At 68.9% G+C, this 17,903-nt stretch carries 17 protein-coding genes; 12 read left to right on the top strand and 5 right to left on the bottom strand.

Annotation, left to right across the window (positions count from 1 at the left end; genetic code table 11):
- Nucleotides 1–7 precede the first annotated feature (7 nt).
- Together B2742_RS04175 and B2742_RS04170 are read right to left on the bottom strand one after the other, a co-directional pair.
- The gene (locus tag B2742_RS04175) at nt 8–646 is read right to left on the bottom strand and encodes a bifunctional diaminohydroxyphosphoribosylaminopyrimidine deaminase/5-amino-6-(5-phosphoribosylamino)uracil reductase RibD (protein ID WP_292063329.1); all 639 of its coding nucleotides are present in this window, start codon (nt 644–646) and stop codon (nt 8–10) included.
- A complete protein-coding gene (locus B2742_RS04170) occupies nt 643–1,368 on the bottom strand; it encodes a 2,3-bisphosphoglycerate-dependent phosphoglycerate mutase (protein ID WP_292063326.1) in 726 nt (241 codons plus the stop codon). The genes B2742_RS04175 and B2742_RS04170 overlap by 4 nt, the downstream gene beginning before the upstream one ends.
- 167 nt (nt 1,369–1,535) lie before the next feature.
- Here B2742_RS04170 and B2742_RS04165 point away from each other — a divergent pair, with 167 nt between their 5' ends.
- Both B2742_RS04165 and B2742_RS04160 read left to right on the top strand, forming a co-directional pair.
- The gene (locus B2742_RS04165) at nt 1,536–3,035 is read left to right on the top strand and encodes a phosphomannomutase/phosphoglucomutase (protein WP_292063324.1); all 1,500 of its coding nucleotides are present in this window, start codon (nt 1,536–1,538) and stop codon (nt 3,033–3,035) included.
- A gap of 19 nt (nt 3,036–3,054) precedes the next feature.
- Nucleotides 3,055–4,380 carry an FAD/NAD(P)-binding protein gene (locus B2742_RS04160; RefSeq protein ID WP_292063323.1) on the top strand — a complete coding sequence of 442 codons (1,326 nt, stop codon included), beginning with the start codon at nt 3,055–3,057 and terminating at the stop codon, nt 4,378–4,380.
- Here B2742_RS04160 and B2742_RS04155 read toward each other — a convergent pair.
- Nucleotides 4,359–5,402, bottom strand: coding sequence for a YeiH family protein (locus tag B2742_RS04155; protein ID WP_292063321.1), 1,044 nt, complete (start codon nt 5,400–5,402; stop codon nt 4,359–4,361). The genes B2742_RS04160 and B2742_RS04155 overlap by 22 nt on opposite strands.
- A 53-nt stretch (nt 5,403–5,455) precedes the next feature.
- Nucleotides 5,456–6,805, bottom strand: coding sequence for a phosphoglucosamine mutase (glmM, locus tag B2742_RS04150; protein WP_292063319.1), 1,350 nt, complete (start codon nt 6,803–6,805; stop codon nt 5,456–5,458).
- Nucleotides 6,806–6,970: 165 nt separating this feature from the next.
- Between glmM and glmS the strand changes: the two genes are divergently transcribed.
- Together glmS and galU are read left to right on the top strand one after the other, a co-directional pair.
- Nucleotides 6,971–8,785, top strand: coding sequence for a glutamine--fructose-6-phosphate transaminase (isomerizing) (gene glmS, locus B2742_RS04145; RefSeq protein WP_292063317.1), 1,815 nt, complete (start codon nt 6,971–6,973; stop codon nt 8,783–8,785).
- A 55-nt stretch (nt 8,786–8,840) separates the two neighbouring features.
- Nucleotides 8,841–9,719 carry a UTP--glucose-1-phosphate uridylyltransferase GalU gene (gene galU / locus B2742_RS04140; RefSeq protein ID WP_292063315.1) on the top strand — a complete coding sequence of 293 codons (879 nt, stop codon included), beginning with the start codon at nt 8,841–8,843 and terminating at the stop codon, nt 9,717–9,719.
- On the opposite strand, the gene B2742_RS04135 is transcribed toward galU, so the two are convergent.
- The gene (locus B2742_RS04135) at nt 9,716–10,468 is read right to left on the bottom strand and encodes an alpha/beta fold hydrolase (RefSeq protein ID WP_292063313.1); all 753 of its coding nucleotides are present in this window, start codon (nt 10,466–10,468) and stop codon (nt 9,716–9,718) included. The two genes, galU and B2742_RS04135, sit on opposite strands and share 4 nt — an antisense overlap.
- Here B2742_RS04135 and B2742_RS04130 point away from each other — a divergent pair.
- The 8 genes from B2742_RS04130 (at nt 10,467) to pheS (ending at nt 17,900) form a co-directional block, all read left to right on the top strand.
- Nucleotides 10,467–10,808, top strand: a complete 342-nt coding sequence (locus tag B2742_RS04130) for a DUF5076 domain-containing protein (RefSeq protein ID WP_292063311.1) — start codon at nt 10,467–10,469, stop codon at nt 10,806–10,808. The two genes, B2742_RS04135 and B2742_RS04130, sit on opposite strands and share 2 nt — an antisense overlap.
- A 39-nt stretch (nt 10,809–10,847) precedes the next feature.
- Nucleotides 10,848–11,807, top strand: a complete 960-nt coding sequence (locus B2742_RS04125; RefSeq protein WP_292063309.1) for a glycosyltransferase family 9 protein — start codon at nt 10,848–10,850, stop codon at nt 11,805–11,807.
- Between the two features lie 123 nt (nt 11,808–11,930).
- Nucleotides 11,931–12,452 (top strand): translation initiation factor IF-3, encoded by a 522-nt coding sequence (infC, locus tag B2742_RS04120; RefSeq protein ID WP_284221445.1) that lies wholly within the window; start codon nt 11,931–11,933, stop codon nt 12,450–12,452.
- 141 nt (nt 12,453–12,593) lie between these two features.
- Complete coding sequence (locus B2742_RS04115) at nt 12,594–14,585, top strand: alpha/beta hydrolase family protein (protein ID WP_292063306.1); 1,992 nt, start codon at nt 12,594–12,596, stop codon at nt 14,583–14,585.
- A 131-nt stretch (nt 14,586–14,716) separates the two neighbouring features.
- Entirely contained in the window at nt 14,717–15,967 is a 1,251-nt protein-coding gene (locus B2742_RS04110) for an MFS transporter (RefSeq protein ID WP_292063303.1), read from the top strand.
- Nucleotides 15,968–16,127: 160 nt separating this feature from the next.
- Nucleotides 16,128–16,325, top strand: coding sequence for a 50S ribosomal protein L35 (gene rpmI, locus B2742_RS04105; RefSeq protein WP_003166435.1), 198 nt, complete (start codon nt 16,128–16,130; stop codon nt 16,323–16,325).
- A gap of 54 nt (nt 16,326–16,379) precedes the next feature.
- Nucleotides 16,380–16,736: a 50S ribosomal protein L20 gene (rplT, locus tag B2742_RS04100; protein WP_292063300.1), complete on the top strand. Its 357-nt coding sequence runs from the start codon at nt 16,380–16,382 to the stop codon at nt 16,734–16,736.
- Nucleotides 16,737–16,823: 87 nt separating this feature from the next.
- Nucleotides 16,824–17,900, top strand: a complete 1,077-nt coding sequence (gene pheS, locus B2742_RS04095) for a phenylalanine--tRNA ligase subunit alpha (RefSeq protein WP_292063298.1) — start codon at nt 16,824–16,826, stop codon at nt 17,898–17,900.
- Nucleotides 17,901–17,903 lie beyond the last annotated feature (3 nt).

Here is a 17,903-nt window from a genome sequence, read left to right as displayed (position 1 = left end):
ACCGAATTCAGAGGGTCAGCAGGCCCTGCTCCGCCAGCGCGTCGGCCAGTTCGCCGGGACTGACCCAGACGCGGGTGTAGCCGGCCTCGCCCAGCCGTTTCAGCTCGGTGGTCAGGTCGGCCTTGGCCGAGGCGGCGAAGCGGGCGTCGAAGCCGGCGCCGTCGGCGCTGATCCGGACCATGGGGCGACCGGTCTCGACCCGGTGCAGATAGCCCTCGTAGAGGACCGCCGCCTCGGGCGCGAGCAGGCCCGTCTCGACCTGCAGGCCGGCCTTTTTCAGGCGCTCGACGCCGCGGCCCGAGGCGAAGGGCGAGGGATCGACCGCCGCCACGATCACCCGGCTGACGCCGGCGTCCATCAGGAAGTGGGAGCAGGACGTCCGGCCCGAGGACCGCGCGCCGCAGGGCTCCATGGTGACATAGGCGGTGGCGCCGCGCGCCCGGTCGCCGGCGGCGGGCGCGGCCTGTTCCTCGGCGTGGGGCCGGCCGCCGGGCGCGGTGGCGGCTTCGGAGACGATCTCGCCGTCCTTGACGATGACGCAGCCGACCGCCGGATTGGGCCAGGTCTGGCCCATGCGGTCGCGGGCCAGGGCGATGGCCCGGCCCATGAAGCGGATGTCGTCCGACGCCTGTTGCGCGGTGGTCATGCGGCGGCTCCCGGCAGCGGGGGCAGGTCCGCCGCCCGGGCGCTGTCCAGATAGCGCGCCGCAACGGGCGTCAGACCGGCGTCGAGGTCGATCTCCAGCGGATTGCCGGTCGGAATCTCGACGCCGACGATCCGGTCGTCGGGCACGGCGAACAGGTGTTTGACGATGGCCCGCAGCGAATTGCCGTGGGCGGCGATCAGCACGTCCTCGCCGGCCTTGAGGCGCGGGGCGACGGCCTCGTCCCAGTAGGGAAGGACGCGGTCCAGCGTGGTCTTGAGGCTTTCGGTGTCGGGGATGGCCTGGCCGGCGTAGCGGGGATCACCGGCGAAATCCCATTCGCCGCCGGGGGCCAGCGGCGGGGGCGGGATGTCGTAGCTGCGGCGCCAGATACGGACCTGGTCCTCGCCGTGGGTCGCCGCCGTCTCGGCCTTGTTCAGCCCGGTCAGGCCGCCGTAGTGACGCTCGTTCAGGCGCCAGTCGTTGATCACCGGCACATCCCTCAGCCCGGCGGTGTCGAGGGCCAGGGCCCCCGTCCGCGTCGCCCGCTTCAGCACCGAGGTGAACATGACCGCGGGCCGGAAGCCGGCGGCGGCGATCTGTTCACCGGCGCGTCGCGCCTGGGCCTCGCCCTCGGCGGTCAGGTCGACGTCGACCCAGCCGGTGAAACGGTTGTCGAGGTTCCATTGGCTCTGGCCGTGGCGCAGCAGGATCAGACGGGGCATTCAGGTCTCCGGACAGTCTGTTGGGGGTAGGACCGGCGACGGCGCGGGTCAAGACGAGCCCGGTCCGGCGGCGCGGCGGAGCCATGCGGGCGGCGGGGCGTTGTTGTCGGCGCGGCGCGCGGCGCCCTATAGCCAAGCTGAACCCCCGTCTCCTCCCAAGGTTTCCGATGCAAAAGCCCCGCTCCGACCTGCGCCCCAACACCGCCGACTACGAGACCACCCCGCTGGTCAAGGCGACCGGGTTCCGCGAGTACGACGCCCGCTGGATCCTGGAGAAGGAGATCAATCTGCTGGGCATCCAGGCGCTGGGTCTGGGACTGGCGACCTATGTGCAGGAGATCGGGCAGCGGCCGCGGATCGTCGTCGGCCATGACTTCCGGTCCTATTCGCTGAGCGTCAAACAGGCGCTGATCCTCGGCCTGCTGGAAGGTGGGATGGAGGTGCTGGACATCGGCCTGGCCCTGTCGCCGACGGCCTATTTCGCCCAGTTCGCGCTTGATGCGCCGTGCGTGGCCATGGTCACCGCCAGCCACAATGAGAACGGCTGGACCGGGGTCAAGATGGGCGCGAACCCGCCGCTGACCTTCGGCCCCGACGAGATCGGGCGGCTGAAGGACATCGTGCTGAACGGCGAGGGCGTGAACCGTCCGGGCGGGTCCCTGACCCGGGTCGAGGGCTTCCGCGAACGCTATCTGGAAGAGATCACCGCCAAGGTGAAGCTGAGCCGGCCGATCAAGGTCGTGGCCGCCTGCGGCAATGGCACCGCCGGCGCCTTCGCGCCCGAGGCCCTGCGCCGGATGGGGGCCGAGGTGATCGAGATGGACACCGACCTCGACTGGAACTTCCCCAAATACAATCCGAACCCGGAAGATCACGCCATGCTGATGCAGATGGCGGCCCGGGTGCGCGAGACCGGGGCCGAGCTGGCGCTGGGCTTCGACGGCGACGGCGACCGTTGCGGCGTGGTCGACGACACCGGCGAGGAGATCTATGCCGACAAGATCGGCCTGATGCTGGGCCGCGACCTGTCGGCCCTTCATCCCAACGCCACCTTCGTCGTCGATGTGAAATCGACCGGCCTGTACAAGACCGACGAAGTCCTGAAATCGAACGGCGCCGACGTCGTCTACTGGAAGACCGGCCACAGCTATATCAAGCGCAAGACCGCCGAACTGGGGGCCCTGGCCGGGTTCGAGAAGTCGGGGCATTTCTTCTTCAACGCCCCGATCGGGCGCGGATACGACGACGGCATCGTCGCCGCCGGGGCGATCCTGGCCATGCTGGACCGCAACCCCGGCAAGACCCTGTCGCAGCTGAAGGGCGCCCTGCCCGACGCCTGGACCTCGATGACCATGTCGCCGCATTGCGACGACGAGCTGAAATACGAAGTGCTGGAGCGGATCGTGGCTGAGTATCAGGCCCTGGCTGACGCCGGCGGCTCGATCCTGGGGCGGAAGATCGTCGAGGCGATCACCGTCAACGGGGTGCGGGTGCATCTGGAGGACGGATCGTGGGTGCTGGTGCGGGCCTCGTCCAACAAGCCCGAGCTGGTGGTGGTGGTCGAGAGCATGCGCTCCGAGGCCGACATGAAGGCCCTGTTCCGTGATGAGGTGAAGCCGCGGCTGGCGAAATATCCCGAGATCGGGGCCTATAATCAGGAACTCTGAGGCCAGCGAAGGGGGCGCGGTGTCCGACGGCGAACCGGACGTGGTCATCGTCGGCGGCGGGTTCTCCGGGGCCATGCTGGCCGCCCGGCTGGCTGAACGCGGCGTCGCCTGCAGCCTGATCGACCGGACAGGGACGTTCGGGCCGGGGCTGGCCTATTCGACGCCGTTCGAGGGGCATCTGCTCAATGTCCGGTCCGATCGCATGAGCGCGGTGGAGGGCAAGCCCCGCGACTTCGTCGACTGGCTGCGGGACAATTGCCCGCGGCATGCGGACCCGGACGGTTTCGCGCCGCGCCGGCTGTACGGCGAATATCTGCAACACCGGCTGAATGCGGTCCGGCTGGCGCATCCCGGGATGATCGAATTGGTCACCGGCGAGGTGGCGGCGATCGAGGGCGACGCCGTGCGCCTGTCCGACGGACGGGGGGTCGGCGCGCGCGCGGTCGTGCTGGCGACCGGCAACCCCGCCCCGAGAACGGCCGGCAAGGGATCACGTCGCATCATCACCGACCCCTGGGCCCTGGCCGCTCTGGAACGGATCGGGCCGAACGATGAGGTGATCATCGTCGGCACGGGCCTGACCATGGTCGATATGGTTCTGTGGCTGGACGCCACGGGCCGCAAGGGCCGGATCACGGCCCTGTCCCGCCGCGGCCTGACGCCCCGGGTGCATGGCGCGGCCCACGACCACCCCGAAACGCCGACCGATGCCTTGCTGACCGGCGCCTTGTCGCATCGGCTGATGGAAGCCCGACGGCTGGCGTCAGGCGGCGGCTGGCGCGGCGTGATGGAGGGACTGCGCCCGGTCACGGCGGGACTCTGGTTCAAGGCGGACGCGCAGACCCGCGCGCGCTGGCTGCGGCATCTCCGGCCCTGGTGGGATGTTCATCGCCACCGCATTCCGGCCCGGGTCGATGAAGCCATGAAACAGTTTCAGGCCGCCGGCCGCCTGACCCTCGCGCCCGGGCGCATTGAGCGGATCGAGGAAGGCGACGACGGCGTGGCGCTGCACTGGCGCGCGCGGGACGGTTCGGCGCCGCCGCCGATCACCGGCCGGTGGCTGATCGACTGCACCGGACCCGGCCATGCCGCGCTTGAGGATCCCCTGACCGGACCCCTGATCAGGGACCGTCGCGCACGGCTTGATCCCGTGGGTCTGGGTCTCGATCTGGATGCCGATGGACGACTGCTGGCCGCCGACGGTTCGCCCGACGCCCGCCTGTTCGCCCTCGGCCCGCCGGCTCGGGCCGCCTTCTGGGAAACGACCGCCGTGCCGGACATCCGCAAGCGGATCGAGGCGCTGGTCGACCGTCTGACCGGGCCTCAGGCCACGGCCAGCAGATAGATCAGGGCCAACGCCAGTCCGAGCAGGGCCAGCAGCGAGAGGATCACCACGGAGGCGATGCGGACGCCCGACCGGGCCACCGCCCGCGCGTCGGTGCTGAGCCCGAGCGCCGCCATCGACAGTCCGGTCAGGATCTTGGCGGTATCCGCCATAACCGGCACGGCGGCGGCCGGGATCAGGCCCATCGAACGCGCCGCCATCATCAGCAGGAAGCCGATGATGAACCACGGCACCAGCTGATGAATCGCGACGCCGCGCCGGGGGGCCGTGACCGCTTCGCCCTCACGGCCGCGAACCGCCGTCAGGATCGCCAGACCGAGGCAGACGGGGCCCAGCATAAGCACGCGCACCAGTTTGATCAGGGTGCCGGCCTGGTTGGCGACGGCGCCCACGGGCAGGGTGGCGGCCAGGACCTGGGGGACGGCATAGACGGTCAGGCCCGCCAGGACGCCGTAGCGGACGTCTGACATCTGCAGGAACTCGCCCAGCAGCGGCAGGAGCAGGACCACGGCCACGCCCAGCACGGCTGTGAAGGCGATGGCGGCGGAAACGTCATCGGCCTCGGCGTCGATCACCGGGGCGACGGCGGCGATGGCGGAGTTGCCACAGATGGCGTTGCCGCAGGCGATCAGCACCGCCATCCGGTGCGGCAGGCGCAGCAGCCGCCCGATCCCGTAGCTGATGACGAGCGCAAGGACGACCACCACCGCTGTCCCCGCCAGCAGGCCGGGGCCGATGGCCATGACCGTCGCGGCGCTGACCGAGGCGCCGAGCAGGACCACGGCGATCTCGAGCAGGGTGCGGGCGCTGAACTCGACGCCGGGTTTCAGCGCCGCGGGCGGCGTCCAGACGCTGCGGATCGCGGCGCCGATGAGGATGGCCAGGACAATGGCGTCGATCCAGCCCCGTCCGAACAGCCGCAGCTCGAGCGCCTGGACGGCGACGGCGGCCAGGGCGACCACCACACAGGCGGTCAGGCCGGGAATCAGGGCGAGGACGCCGGGTCGGCGGGCGGGAATCATGGGGTGAGACTGCGCCGGTCCGGCGGCGGGTTCCATGGTTGAGTTTGGCGTCCCTACCCCGCCGCCTTCACCGCCGCGACCACATCCGCGACCACCGACTTCACCAGCTTCGCGTCATCGCCCTCGGCCATGACCCGGATCAGCTTCTCGGTGCCCGACGGCCGCACCAGCAACCGCCCCGTGCCCTTCAGCCGCGCCTCGGCGTCGGCGATGGCGGCCTTGACGCCAGCGTTCTCCAGCGGCTTGCCGGACGTGTAGCGGACGTTCTCCAGCTTCTGCGGAACGGTCTCGAACTGCTTCGCCAGCTCACTCATCGGGCGGCCGCTTTCGATCAGCACGGCCAGCACCTGCAGGGCCGACATCAGGCCGTCGCCGGTGGTGGCGTGGTCGTGCAGGATGATGTGGCCCGACTGTTCGCCGCCCAGGTTGAAACCGCCCTCGCGCATCCGCTCCATGACATAGCGGTCGCCGACCTTGGTCCGCTCCAGCGTCAGGCCGGCGGCGTTCAGCGCCCGCTCCAGACCCAGATTCGACATCACGGTGGCGACCACGCCGCCGCCGACCAGCAGGCCGCGTCGCGCCCAGTCGAGGGCGACCAGGGCCATGATCTGGTCGCCGTCGACGACCTGACCCTTCTCGTCACAGATGATGACCCGGTCGGCGTCGCCGTCGAGGGCGATGCCGATGTCGGCGCGGTAGCGTTTGACCGCTTCGGCCAGGGTCTCGGGGTGGGTCGAGCCGCAGTCGGCGTTGATGTTCAGGCCGTTGGGCTCGACGCCGACGGCGCAGACCTCGGCGCCCAGTTCATACAGGGTGGTCGGGGCGACCCGGTAGCCGGCGCCGTTGGCGCAGTCGACGGCGACGCGCAGGCCCTGCAGGCTCAGGCCCTTGGGGAAGCTGGCCTTGGCGATCTCGACATAGCGGGCCTGGGCGTCGTCGATGCGCTTGACCCGGCCGAGGGCGTCCGGCGGCGCGAGGTTCGCGTCGAGCGCCTGGTCCATCATCGATTCAATCTTCAGCTCGACCGCGTCGGAGAGCTTGTAGCCGTCGGGGCCGAACAGCTTGATGCCGTTGTCGAGGTAGCCGTTGTGCGAGGCCGAGATCATCACCCCGATGTCGGCCCGCATGGAGCGGGTCATCATCGCCACGCCCGGCGTCGGCAGGGGGCCGAAGGTGCGAACGTCCATCCCGGCGGAGGAGAAGCCCGCAACCAGCGCCGGCTCGATCATATAGCCGGACAGGCGGGTGTCCTTGCCGATCACCACCAGGTGCCGGCGGTCGTCGGCGGACATGAACAGACGGCCGGCGGCGAGGCCCACGCGCAGGGCCACTTCCGGGGTCATCGGATGGGTGTTGGCGCGGCCGCGAATGCCGTCGGTGCCGAAATAGCGTCGTTCGCCCAACTGTCACGTCCTTTGAGTACTGGCGGCGCAGAAACCTTGCGAAACCGCTTTTTAGATGCAAATCCAGTCGCCTGTCGCCTACACGAGACCTGACGATGACGGTGGCTTAGACCGTCCACCGCCCGTGCGCAAAGCACCTGACCCCCGGCTTTCGAGGATATATCCATGTGCGGCATCATTGGCGTGACAGGCGTCGGTCCGGCAGTTCCCCGTCTGATCGACAGCCTCAAGCGACTGGAATACCGGGGCTATGACTCCGCCGGCGTGGCTGCCCTGGTGGACGGCCGCATCGAACGCCGCCGCGCCAAGGGCAAGATCCGCGAGCTGGAAGCGGTGCTGGCGGCCGAGCCGCTGGCGGCCACCATCGGCATCGGCCACACCCGTTGGGCCACCCACGGCGCCCCGACCACGGCCAACGCCCACCCGCACCAGGCGGGCCGGGTCGTGCTGGTCCACAACGGGATCATCGAGAATTTCGCCGAGCTGAAGGCCGAGCTGGCCGTCGAGGGCCGCACCTTCGAGAGCCAGACCGACACCGAGGTGGTGGCCCATATGCTGGACCGGGCGCTGGGGACCGCCAACGATCCGCTGGTCGCGTTCAAGAGCGTGCTGGACCGGCTGACCGGGGCCTATGCGCTGGCGGTGCTGATCGAGGGCGAGGACGGGCTGATCCTCGGCGCCCGGCGCGGCAGTCCGCTGGTGGTCGGCTGGGGCGACGGCGAGATGTATCTGGGCTCCGACGCCCTGGCGGTCGGCCCCTTCACGACGCAGATCTCCTATCTGGAAGAGGGCGACTATGTCGGCATCGACCGGGACGGCGCGCGGATGTTCGACGTCGAGGGCAACGCGGTCAAACGCCCGATCGTGCAGGTCTCGGCCTCCTCGGCCATGGTCGAGAAGGGTGAGTACCGGCATTTCATGGAGAAGGAGATCCATGAACAGCCGGACAGCGTCCAGCGCACCCTGTCGCACTACCTCGACTTCGTGAACGGCAAGGCGCGGACCGACGCCGCCGATTTCGCCGCGATCGACCGTATACAGATCATCGCCTGCGGCACCGCCTTCTACGCCGGCCAGATCGGCCGCTACGCTTTCGAGCGGCTGGCGGGCCTGCCGTGCGATGTCGAGATCGCGTCCGAGTTCCGCTATCGCAGCCCGGCGCTGACGCCCGGCACCCTGGCCGTCGCGGTCAGCCAGTCCGGCGAGACGGCCGACACCCTGGCCAGCCTGTCGTGGTGCAAGGCCGCGGGGCTGAAGACGGCCGCCCTGGTCAATGTCCATTCGTCCTCGATGGCGCGCGAGGCCGGCTATCTGTGGCCGACCCATGCCGGGCCCGAGATCGGCGTGGCCTCGACCAAGGCCTTCACCGCCCAGGTCGCGGCCTTGCTGGCCCTGGCCGTGGCCGCGGGGGTCCAGCGCGGGCGCATCGACACACCGACCGAGGCCGAACTGGTCAAGGCCCTGTTCGAGGCGCCGCGCCTGATCGCCGAGGCGATGGCGATGGAGGACGACCTGAAGGCCGTCGCCCAGGACATCGCCAAGGCCACCGACGTCCTGTTCCTCGGCCGCGGGGCGATGTTCCCGCTGGCCATGGAGGGGGCGCTGAAGCTGAAGGAGATCAGCTATATCCACGCCGAGGGATACGCCGCCGGCGAGCTGAAGCACGGGCCGATCGCCCTGGTCGACGAGCTGACGCCGATCGTGGCCCTCGCCCCGATGGACGAGGTGTTCGAGAAGACCGCCTCGAACCTGCAGGAGGTGGCGGCGCGCGGCGGGCCGGTGATCATGATCGCGCCGAAGTCCGCGCCCGATCCGCATGGGGCCGGCATCCGTCGGGTCGACGCGCCGGAGTGCCACTCGCTGATCGCGCCGCTGGTCTATGCCGTCCCGGTGCAACTGCTGGCCTATTACACGGCAGTGCAGAAGGGCACCGACGTGGATCAGCCGCGCAACCTGGCCAAGTCCGTCACCGTCGAGTGATCGCATCCGCGCTCCGATGCGTTAGGGTGGCCGACCTCGCCGTACAGGATCTCTCATGACCGCTTCCGCCCGCCGCCTCCGCAAGGCCGTCCTGCCCGTCGCCGGCCTCGGCACCCGTGTGCTGCCCGGCACCAAGACCACGCCCAAGGAGCTGCTCAACGTCGTCGACCGGCCGATCCTGAGCTATATCGTCGAGGAGGCGCGCGAGGCCGGGATCGAGCACATCGTCTTCGTGACGGGGCGGTCCAAGGGGGCGATCGAGGACTATTTCGACCACCAGATCGAGCTGGAGGCCCAGCTGCTGGCCAAGGGCAAGACCGACATCCTCGACGCCATGATCGCCGAACTGGCCACCGCGGGCGAGATGAGCTTCACCCGCCAGATGCAGCCGCTGGGCCTCGGCCACGCCGTCTGGTGCGCCCGCGACATCATCGGCGACGAGCCGTTCGCGGTGCTGCTGCCGGACGTGATCGTGGACTCCCAGCCGGGCGCCCTGAAGCAGCTGGCCGATGTCTACGCCCGGGTCGGCGGCAATGTCATCGGCGTCGAGGCGGTGCCGGAGAGCGAAACCCATAAATACGGCATCGTCGATCCCGAGAACCGCGACGGCCGCCACATCCGCATGAAGGGGATGGTCGAGAAGCCCCCGCGCGGCGAGGCGCCGTCGAACCTGTCGATCGCGGGCCGCTACATCCTGCAGCCGGAGATCTTCGGCATTCTCGAAAACCAGCCGCGCGGCGCGGGCGGCGAGATCCAGCTGACCGACGGCATGGCGCGGCTGATGAAGGACCAGACCTTCACGGCGGTCGAATACGAGGGCGTGACCCACGACTGCGGCGACAAGATCGGCCTGCTGCGCGCCAATGTCGCCCTGGCCCTGAAACGGCCCGACCTGGGCGAGGCGGCGCGGGCGGCGCTCACCGCCCTGCTCTAGCCCGCCGCCGAACGGCGCATCCGCTCGACCGCCTCAACCAGACGGTCCAGATCGGCGGGGGCGGACAGGCGGTGGTCGCCGCCCTCGATCAGGTCCAGCCGGACGTCGCCCCCCGTCAGGCGCTCGACCAGGGTCGCGGCGTGGGACCAGGGCACCACGTCGTCGGCCCGGCCCTGAAGGATGTGGACCGGCGCCGCGATCGGCACGGGCGCATCCAGCAGCAGCCAGTCGCGGGCCTCCTCGAACATGGTCCGGGTCAGGACGTATTCGCCCAGCCCCTCCTCGGTGATGAGGGTTTCGCCGTCCCGCAGGATGGCCTGGCGCTGATGGTCCGCCAGACCCGGCCACATCAGCCGTTCGGTGAAGTCCGGGGCCGGATTGACCAACACAAGACCCGCCATCCGTTCCGGCCGCGCCAGCGCCAGCAGCAGGGCCACCCAGCCGCCCATCGAGGAGCCGACCGGAACCACCGGCCCTTCAAGACTGTCGATCAGGGCGATCGCGTCCTCGCGCCAGCGGCCGATCGTGGCCTTGCGCCAGTCGCCGGACGACTGCCCATGGGCGAAATGGTCGTAGCGGACATAGTCCCAGCCGCGCTCGCGGGCCGCGGCGTCGAGGGCGAGGGCCTTGGTTCCCTCCATGTCGGAGCGAAAGCCGCCGATCCAGACCAGGGTGGGGCCGGAGCCCTCGACATGGCGAAAGGCGAGCGCTTCGCCGTCGGGTCGGGTAAGGTGCTGAACGTCTGGCATGAGACTGATGTCGCGGGGGAGCCTGATGAAATCAATATCCATTCCGCCAGCAGCGCTCGAAGACGACGCGGCTGTCGAGATGGCCCGTATATGGGTGGCCAAGCGGGGCCTTCACTGCGTGCTGAACGTCGGGACCTATCGGGACAGCGGCATCCGCGAGGCGACCGCATGGGGTGTGATCCTGGCCGACATGGCTCGCCACCTGAGCCACGCATTGCGCGACAACGGTCTGGAGGCCGACAGCGGCCGGGCGTTGGCTGAAATTCAGGAGGCCATGACCCGGGAGCTGGACCATCCCACGTCGACCGCAACCGGTGAGTTTGGATCGACCACGCAGTAGCTGACTTTGATCTTCCGCCGAAGCCGCCGATAACGCCCCATGTCCAAGGTCCTGTTCGTCACCTCCAACCGCATCGGCGACTGCGTCATATCCTCGGGCGTGATCCGCGAGATCGCGCGGCAGATTCCGGGCGCGCGGATCACCGTCGCCTGCGGGCGCCCGCCGGCGCCGTTCTTCCGCTCGGCGCCGAACGTCGAGCGGGTCATCATTCTCGACAAGAAGAAGCTGGCCGGACACTGGTTCGGCCTGTGGCGGGAGGTCGTGGGCACACGCTGGGACATGGTCATCGACATCCGCGGCTCGGCGCTGAGCTGGCTGATCCCGGCGAAGCGGCGCGTGGTCTACAACCGGGGCTGGGAAACCGGCGTGCGCAAGGTCGAGATGGTCTCGCGCCTGATGGGATCGGCCACGCCCCTGGAGCCGGCGATCTTCCTCGACCCTCAATCCCGCGTCGACTGTCAGGCCGTGCTTGCACCTCAACTGGAGAGCGGCAGCGGACCTGGCCCCATCATCGCCCTCGCCCCGATCGCGCACCAGCCGGGCAAGAGCTGGCCCGCCGACCGCTGGGGCGAACTGGTCGAAAGGCTGAAGGCCGAACCGCGTTTCGACGGCTGGCGGTTCATGGCCGTCGGCGGACCGGGCGACCGGCCCCCGGCGACGCCGGCGCTGGAGGCGGCCGGGCCGCGCGGCATCGACTTCATCGGCAAGGGCGACATCCTCGCCTCGGCGGCCGCGATCGACGCCGCCGACCTGTTCGTGGGCAATGATTCCGGCCTGATGCACGTCGCCGCCGCCCTGGGCCGGCCGACGCTGGGCCTGTTCGGCCCGACCGAGTGGTGGCTGTACGGTCCGTGGGGCCCACGCACCCGCATCGCCGCCTCGAATGAGACACAGGGGGAGTTCGCGCCGATCGAGGCGCTGACGGTGGACCGTGTCTTTGAGGCCGTCCTTGACCTGCACGACGCCTACGTCGCCGGCCGCGCGCCGCTCAAACCTTGAAGACGGGGGCTTTCGCGGTCATATAGGCCCCATAAGGGGAACGCCGCGATCCGTCGCGGGCTCATCCTCGTCCGACCTCCGACCCTTCTTCCACACAAGGAACCGACGCTCATTCGCCGTCCGATGAACCAGCCGCCCGTCAAGGACGGGCCGCCCATGAACCAAGATATCCGCGCGCCGCGCGTTCTGCTCATTGACCAGAACGGCGAGAAACAGGGCGTCATGCCGACGTCAGCCGCGCTGGAAGCCGCCGAAGAGGCCGGCATGGACCTGGTTCAGATCGTCTCCACGTCAGAGCCGCCGGTCTGCAAGATCCTCGACTACGGCAAATTCCGCTTCCAGGAGCAGAAGAAGAAGGCCGAGGCGCGCAAGCGTCAGAAGGTCGTCGAGCTGAAAGAGATCAAGCTGCGTCCCAACATCGACGTCCACGACTATGAGGTGAAGGCCAAGGCCATGCACCGCTTCTTCGACGAGGGCGACAAGGTCAAGGTGACGCTGCGCTTCCGCGGCCGCGAGATGGCCCACCCGGAACTGGGCATGAAGCTGCTCAACAAGGTGCAGGCCGATTTCGAGGAAATCGCCAAGGTCGAATACGCGCCGCGTATGGAAGGCCGCCAGATGATCATGATCCTGGCCCCGAAATAGGCCCGACGCCGTCCATCGCCTGATCCAGAAAGCCCCGACCGACCCGGTCGGGGCTTTTCTTTTTGTCGCGCCGGTCGCGCCCCTTGAAACCGGGGCGCATGGCGGGGGAGAAGGATACTCGCCAAGGGGGAGACAGTGCGCGTGTTCAAGTCAAGGATGATGGCGTTCGCCCTCGCGGTCGCCGCGTTGGGTTACGTGGGAAACGCCGGCGCATGGGCCCAGACACCGGTTCCCCAATCAGCGCCCCTTGAGGCCTATGGCGCCACCCCCGCCATCGAACTGATTCAGCTGTCGCCCAGCGGCGAACTGATCGCCCGCATCACGGTCACGGGCGAAACGCGTTCCGTCGTGGTCACCCGGCTCGCGACTGGCGAGGACCTCTTCGTCGGCGATGTCAGCATCAGCAAGGTGCGTGACCTGCGCTGGATCGGCGAGGGCCGGGTCCTGGTGGTCAGCTCGCAAACGCGCAACATCGCCTCGCTGGGCGTGCCGCGGATGGAACTGTTCTTCGGCCAGGTGCTCGACCTCGAGAGCCAGAGGGTCGTCCAGGTGCTGGACCGCACGCCGGAGGTTCTGGCGGTTCTCTATGGCCCGGCCTCGGTCCGGAACACCAGCGACGGCGACACCGTGTTCGTGCGCGCCGTCAGCGTCTCGAGCGAGCAGATCAATCTGCACCGCATCGACCTGAGAACCGGGCGCGGGCGCTCGGTGGCCTATATGGACCGCACGACCGACGACTATATCCTGGACGACGAAGGCAGGGTCATCGCCCTGTCGCGCTATGACGAGCGCACCGGCCGCTGGTCGTTGCGCCTGCCCGACGGCCAGGGCCATCGTGAGGTCTGGGCGGTCGACGCGCCGGTGGACACGCCGGCCTTCCACGGCCTGGGCCGCACCCCCCGCACCATCGTCATCGGCGCCGATCGGCCGGACCTCGCGTCGGAAGATGAGCGGTCCGGGGATTCGGACATCCTGTTCGAGGTCGATGTCGACACCGGCGAATGGAGCCGTCTGCCGTTCGAGCACCACCCCGACTTTCTGGTGCATCATCCGCAAACCCGCCTGCTGATGGGCGGCGGCCGCACCGAAGAGGATGGTCTCCGGTACGAGTTTCTCGACCCGCTGGCCGCACGGCGGTGGCAGACCGTCGAACGGGCCTTTGAAAACAAGGCCCCGATACCGGCGTCGTGGAACGACGCCCTGAGCCGGGTCGTCGTCTTCACCGACACGGGCGAGGCGGGTCAGTATCTGCTGGTCGATTTCGATCAGGGCGCCGCCGGGATACTGGCGGACGCCTATCCCGCCATTACGCCCGGGCAGGTGGGCGCCGTTCGCCCCATCACCTACACCGCCGCGGACGGGCTGGAGATTTCCGGCTATCTGACCCTGCCGCCGGGCGTCGCCGAGCCTTCCGGCCTGCCGCTGGTGGTGCTGGCGCACGGGGGACCGGCGTCCCGTGACGTGGCGGGATTCGACTGGTGGGCCCAGGCGCTGGCCTCGCGCGGCTATGCGGTGCTGCAGGCCAATTTCCGCGGCTCGACCGGCTACGGCCGCGACTTCCTCGAGGCGGGCTATGGCGAATGGGGCCGCAAGATGCAGACGGACCTGTCCGACGGCGTGCGCTGGCTGGCGGCCGAGGGCGCCATCGACCCTGCCCGTGTCTGCATCGTCGGCGCCAGCTACGGCGGCTATGCGGCGATGGCGGGTCTGACCCTCGACCGCGACGTCTATCGCTGCGGCGTTTCCGTCGGCGGCGTCTCGGACCTGCGCCGCATGGTCAACCGGGAGGCGCGGCAGGAGCGCTACAGAGACAGCCAGACCGTACGCTACTGGAACCGGTTCATGGGGGCGGAGCGGCTGAACGACCGGACCCTGGACGACCTGTCCCCGGCCTATCTCGCGGCCTCGGTCGACAGCCCGCTGCTGTTGATCCACGGCCGGGACGATACGGTGGTGCCCATCGAACAGAGCCGGGTCATGGCCGACGCCCTGCGTCGGGCCGGCAAGTCCGTCGAGTTCGTGGAATTGCCCGGCGAGGATCATTGGCTGTCGCGATCCGAGACGCGCCGCCAGATGCTGACCGAGACTGTGCGTTTCCTCGAGGCGAACAATCCGCCGGGCCGGGCGGACTGACCGAAGCCGGCATCCCCACGTCGTGCGGCGTCAGCGGCGACGGTCGGGGCGCGCCCCCCTTGTCAGCTTCGCCTTGCGCCCCCGCCCGATCTGACTCAAACAGGGGCCGCCTCCCGCCCGAGTAACGCCCCGTGACCTCAGCCGCCCTGCCCCCGCCTCCGTCGCGCTCGGCGCTGTTCGTGCTGTTCGGGGTGGTGTTCATCAACCTGGTCGGCTTCGGCATCGTCATTCCGCTGCTGCCCTTCTACGGCCAGACGCTGGACGCCCCGCCGTGGCAGGTGGCGCTGATGTTCTCGGCCTATTCGCTGGGCCAGTTCGTCGCCGAACCCTTCTGGGGCCGACTGTCGGACCGGATCGGCCGCAAGCCGGTGCTGCTGATCACCATCGTGGCCAACGCGCTGGGCTATCTGGCGCTGGCCTTCGTGCCGAACATCTGGCTGGCCATCGCGGTGCGGCTGTTCACCGGCCTGGGCGCCGGCAATATCTCGACCGTCCAGGGCTATGTCGCGGACGTGACGCCCCCCGAGCAGCGCGCCGGCCGGATGGGGCTGATCGGCGCAGCCTTCGGCCTGGGCTTCATCGTCGGGCCGGCGCTGGGCGGCCTGCTGACCCGGCCGGACCTCGGCGCCCTGGGCTATCAGCTGCCCATCTTCGTGGCCGCCGGCCTGTGCGGTCTCGCCGCCATCGGCATCGCCGTGCTGCTGAAGGAAAGCCGGGTCCGCGCCGATCCCGCCGCGGCGCGCCCGCCTTTCCTCGGTGGCGTGCATGACGCCGTGGCCAATCCGGTGGTGTCGCGCGTGCTGCTGGTCACCCTGATCTATATGGCCGGCTTCTCGGGCATGGAGTCGACCTTCGGCTTCTGGACCGAGGCGCGCTACGGCTGGGGCGCGCGCGAGGTCGGCCTCAGCTTCATGGCGGTGGGGGTGGTCTCGGTCATCTGCCAGGGCTTTCTGGCCGGACGGCTGGCCCGGCGCTTCGGCGAGGCGCGGGTGCTTGCCGTCGGCTGCCTGGTTTTCGGCGCCGGCCTGATCGGCCAGGTGGTCGCCAGCCGCCTGCTGCCCGACGCCGACTATCTGGTGCCGGTGATCATGGCGGCCGGGGCGTTCGGCATGGCGGTGACCATGCCCAATATCTCATCCCTGATCTCGCGTTCGGTCGACCCGGACCGGCAGGGCGCGATGCTGGGGCTGAACATGGCCGCCAGTTCGGCCGCACGGATCTTCGGCCCGATGGCGGCGGGCGCCCTGTTCTCGGGCGTGGGCCATGACTGGCCGTATCTGATCGGCGCGGCGCTGACCATTCCCGCGGCGATGATGGCGATCAACGCCGGAAAGGCCTTCCGCAGGCGACAGGCCGGCGCGGCTCCCATCGTGGCCGCCTAGCGTCGGCCTTGCTTTCCCGTGCTGGCTGGCCTAGAAGCCGCGCCTTCGCGTACCGAACCGCCGGGCTAACAGGCATGCCTGGGCGGTTCTCATCAGGGTTTCCAATCCGACGGCTCCAAAGGCCCGAAGAACCGGCAACCCACTCAAAAAGAGAGTGAAAATGCCCAAACTGAAGACAAAGTCTGGCGCCAAGAAGCGCTTCAAATTCACGGCGACTGGCAAGGTCAAGGCCGGCGTGGCAGGCAAGCGGCACCGCTTGATCAGCCACAACAGCAAATACATCCGCCAGAACCGCGGCACCTCGGTCATGGCCGACGCCGACGCCAAGAAGATCAAGTCCTACATGCCGTACGCCTGATCGGCGCGCGCATCGACGACCTGATTTTCCCATAGAATTTGAAAGGATAGCGACATGGCTCGCGTCAAACGCGGCGTAGTTTCCCACGCCAGACACAAGAAGGTTCTCAAGCAGGCCAAGGGTTTCTACGGCCGCCGCAAGAACACCATCCGCACCGCCAAGGCCGCGGTCGATCGCGCCGGGCAATACGCCTACCGCGACCGCCGCAACAAGAAGCGCTCGTTCCGCGCCCTGTGGATCCAGCGCATCAACGCCGCCGCGCGTCTGGAAGGCTTCACCTATTCGCAGTTCATGCACGGCCTCGGCGAAGCCGGGATCGAGCTGGACCGCAAGGTCCTGGCCTCGATGGCCGCCGACGAAGTCGCCTTCAAGGCCGTGGCCGACAAGGTCCGGGACGCCCTCAAGGCCTGATTTTCCGGCAACGGAAGACGCAAAAGCCCTCCGGTTCGCGCCGGAGGGCTTTTTGCTTTGCGCCGCACCCGCTAGACGAACCCCAGCATGACCGATCTCGCCCAACTCGAACTCGACCTGATCAACGCCATCGGTGGCGCGGAGACCGCCGCGGCGGTCGAGGAGCTGCGCGTGGCGGCCCTCGGCAAGTCCGGCTCCATTTCCGGGCTGCTCAAGGGCATGGGGTCCCTGTCGCCCGACGAGCGCCGCGAACAGGGGCCGATGATCAACGGCCTGCGCGACCGGGTCTCGTCCGCCCTGGCCGCCCGCAAGGCCGAGCTGGAGACCGCCGAGCTGGACGTCCGCCTCAGAGCCGAACATGTCGATCTGACCCTGCCCTCGCGGCCGCGCCGCGCCGGCTCGGTGCATCCGACCATGCAGGTGATGGACGAAATGATCGCCGTCTTCGCCGACATGGGCTTCGCCGTCGCCGAGGGGCCGGACATCGAGGACGATTTCCACAATTTCACCGCCCTGAATTTCCCGCCCAAACATCCGGCGCGGGAGATGCACGACACCTTCTTCCTGCGGCCCGATCCCGAGACCGGCGAGCGCAAGGTGCTGCGCACCCACACCAGTCCGGTGCAGGTGCGGACCATGATGACCCAGAAGCCGCCGATCCGGATCATCGCGCCGGGCCGGACCTTCCGGAAGGACTCGGACGCCACCCACACGCCGATGTTCCATCAGGTCGAGGGGCTGGTGATCGACCGCGACATCCACATGGGCCATCTGAAGTGGACGCTGGAAACCTTCGTCGCCCGCTTCTTCGAGGTGGACGACGTCGACGCCCGGTTCCGGCCGCACCATTTTCCCTTCACCGAGCCATCGGCCGAGATGGACATCCGCTGCGACCGCTCGGGTGGGGAGCTGAAACTGAACCAGGGCGACAGCTGGATGGAGATCCTGGGCTGCGGCATGGTGCATCCGAACGTGCTGCGGAACTGCGGCATCGATCCCGACGAATACCAGGGCTTCGCCTTCGGCATGGGCGTGGATCGTCTGGCCATGCTGAAATACGGCATCCCCGACCTGCGCCCGATGTTCGACGCCGACACCCGGTGGCTGGCCCACTACGGCTTTTCCCCCTTCGCCGCGCCCAACCCCGCCAGCGGCCTTAGCTGAGAC

Origin of the sequence: Brevundimonas sp. UBA7664, assembly GCF_002483305.1 — a bacterium.
Lineage (GTDB): Bacteria > Pseudomonadota > Alphaproteobacteria > Caulobacterales > Caulobacteraceae > Brevundimonas.
Note: the sequence above shows the minus strand (reverse complement) of the source record. Positions and strands in the feature narration are given on the sequence as shown.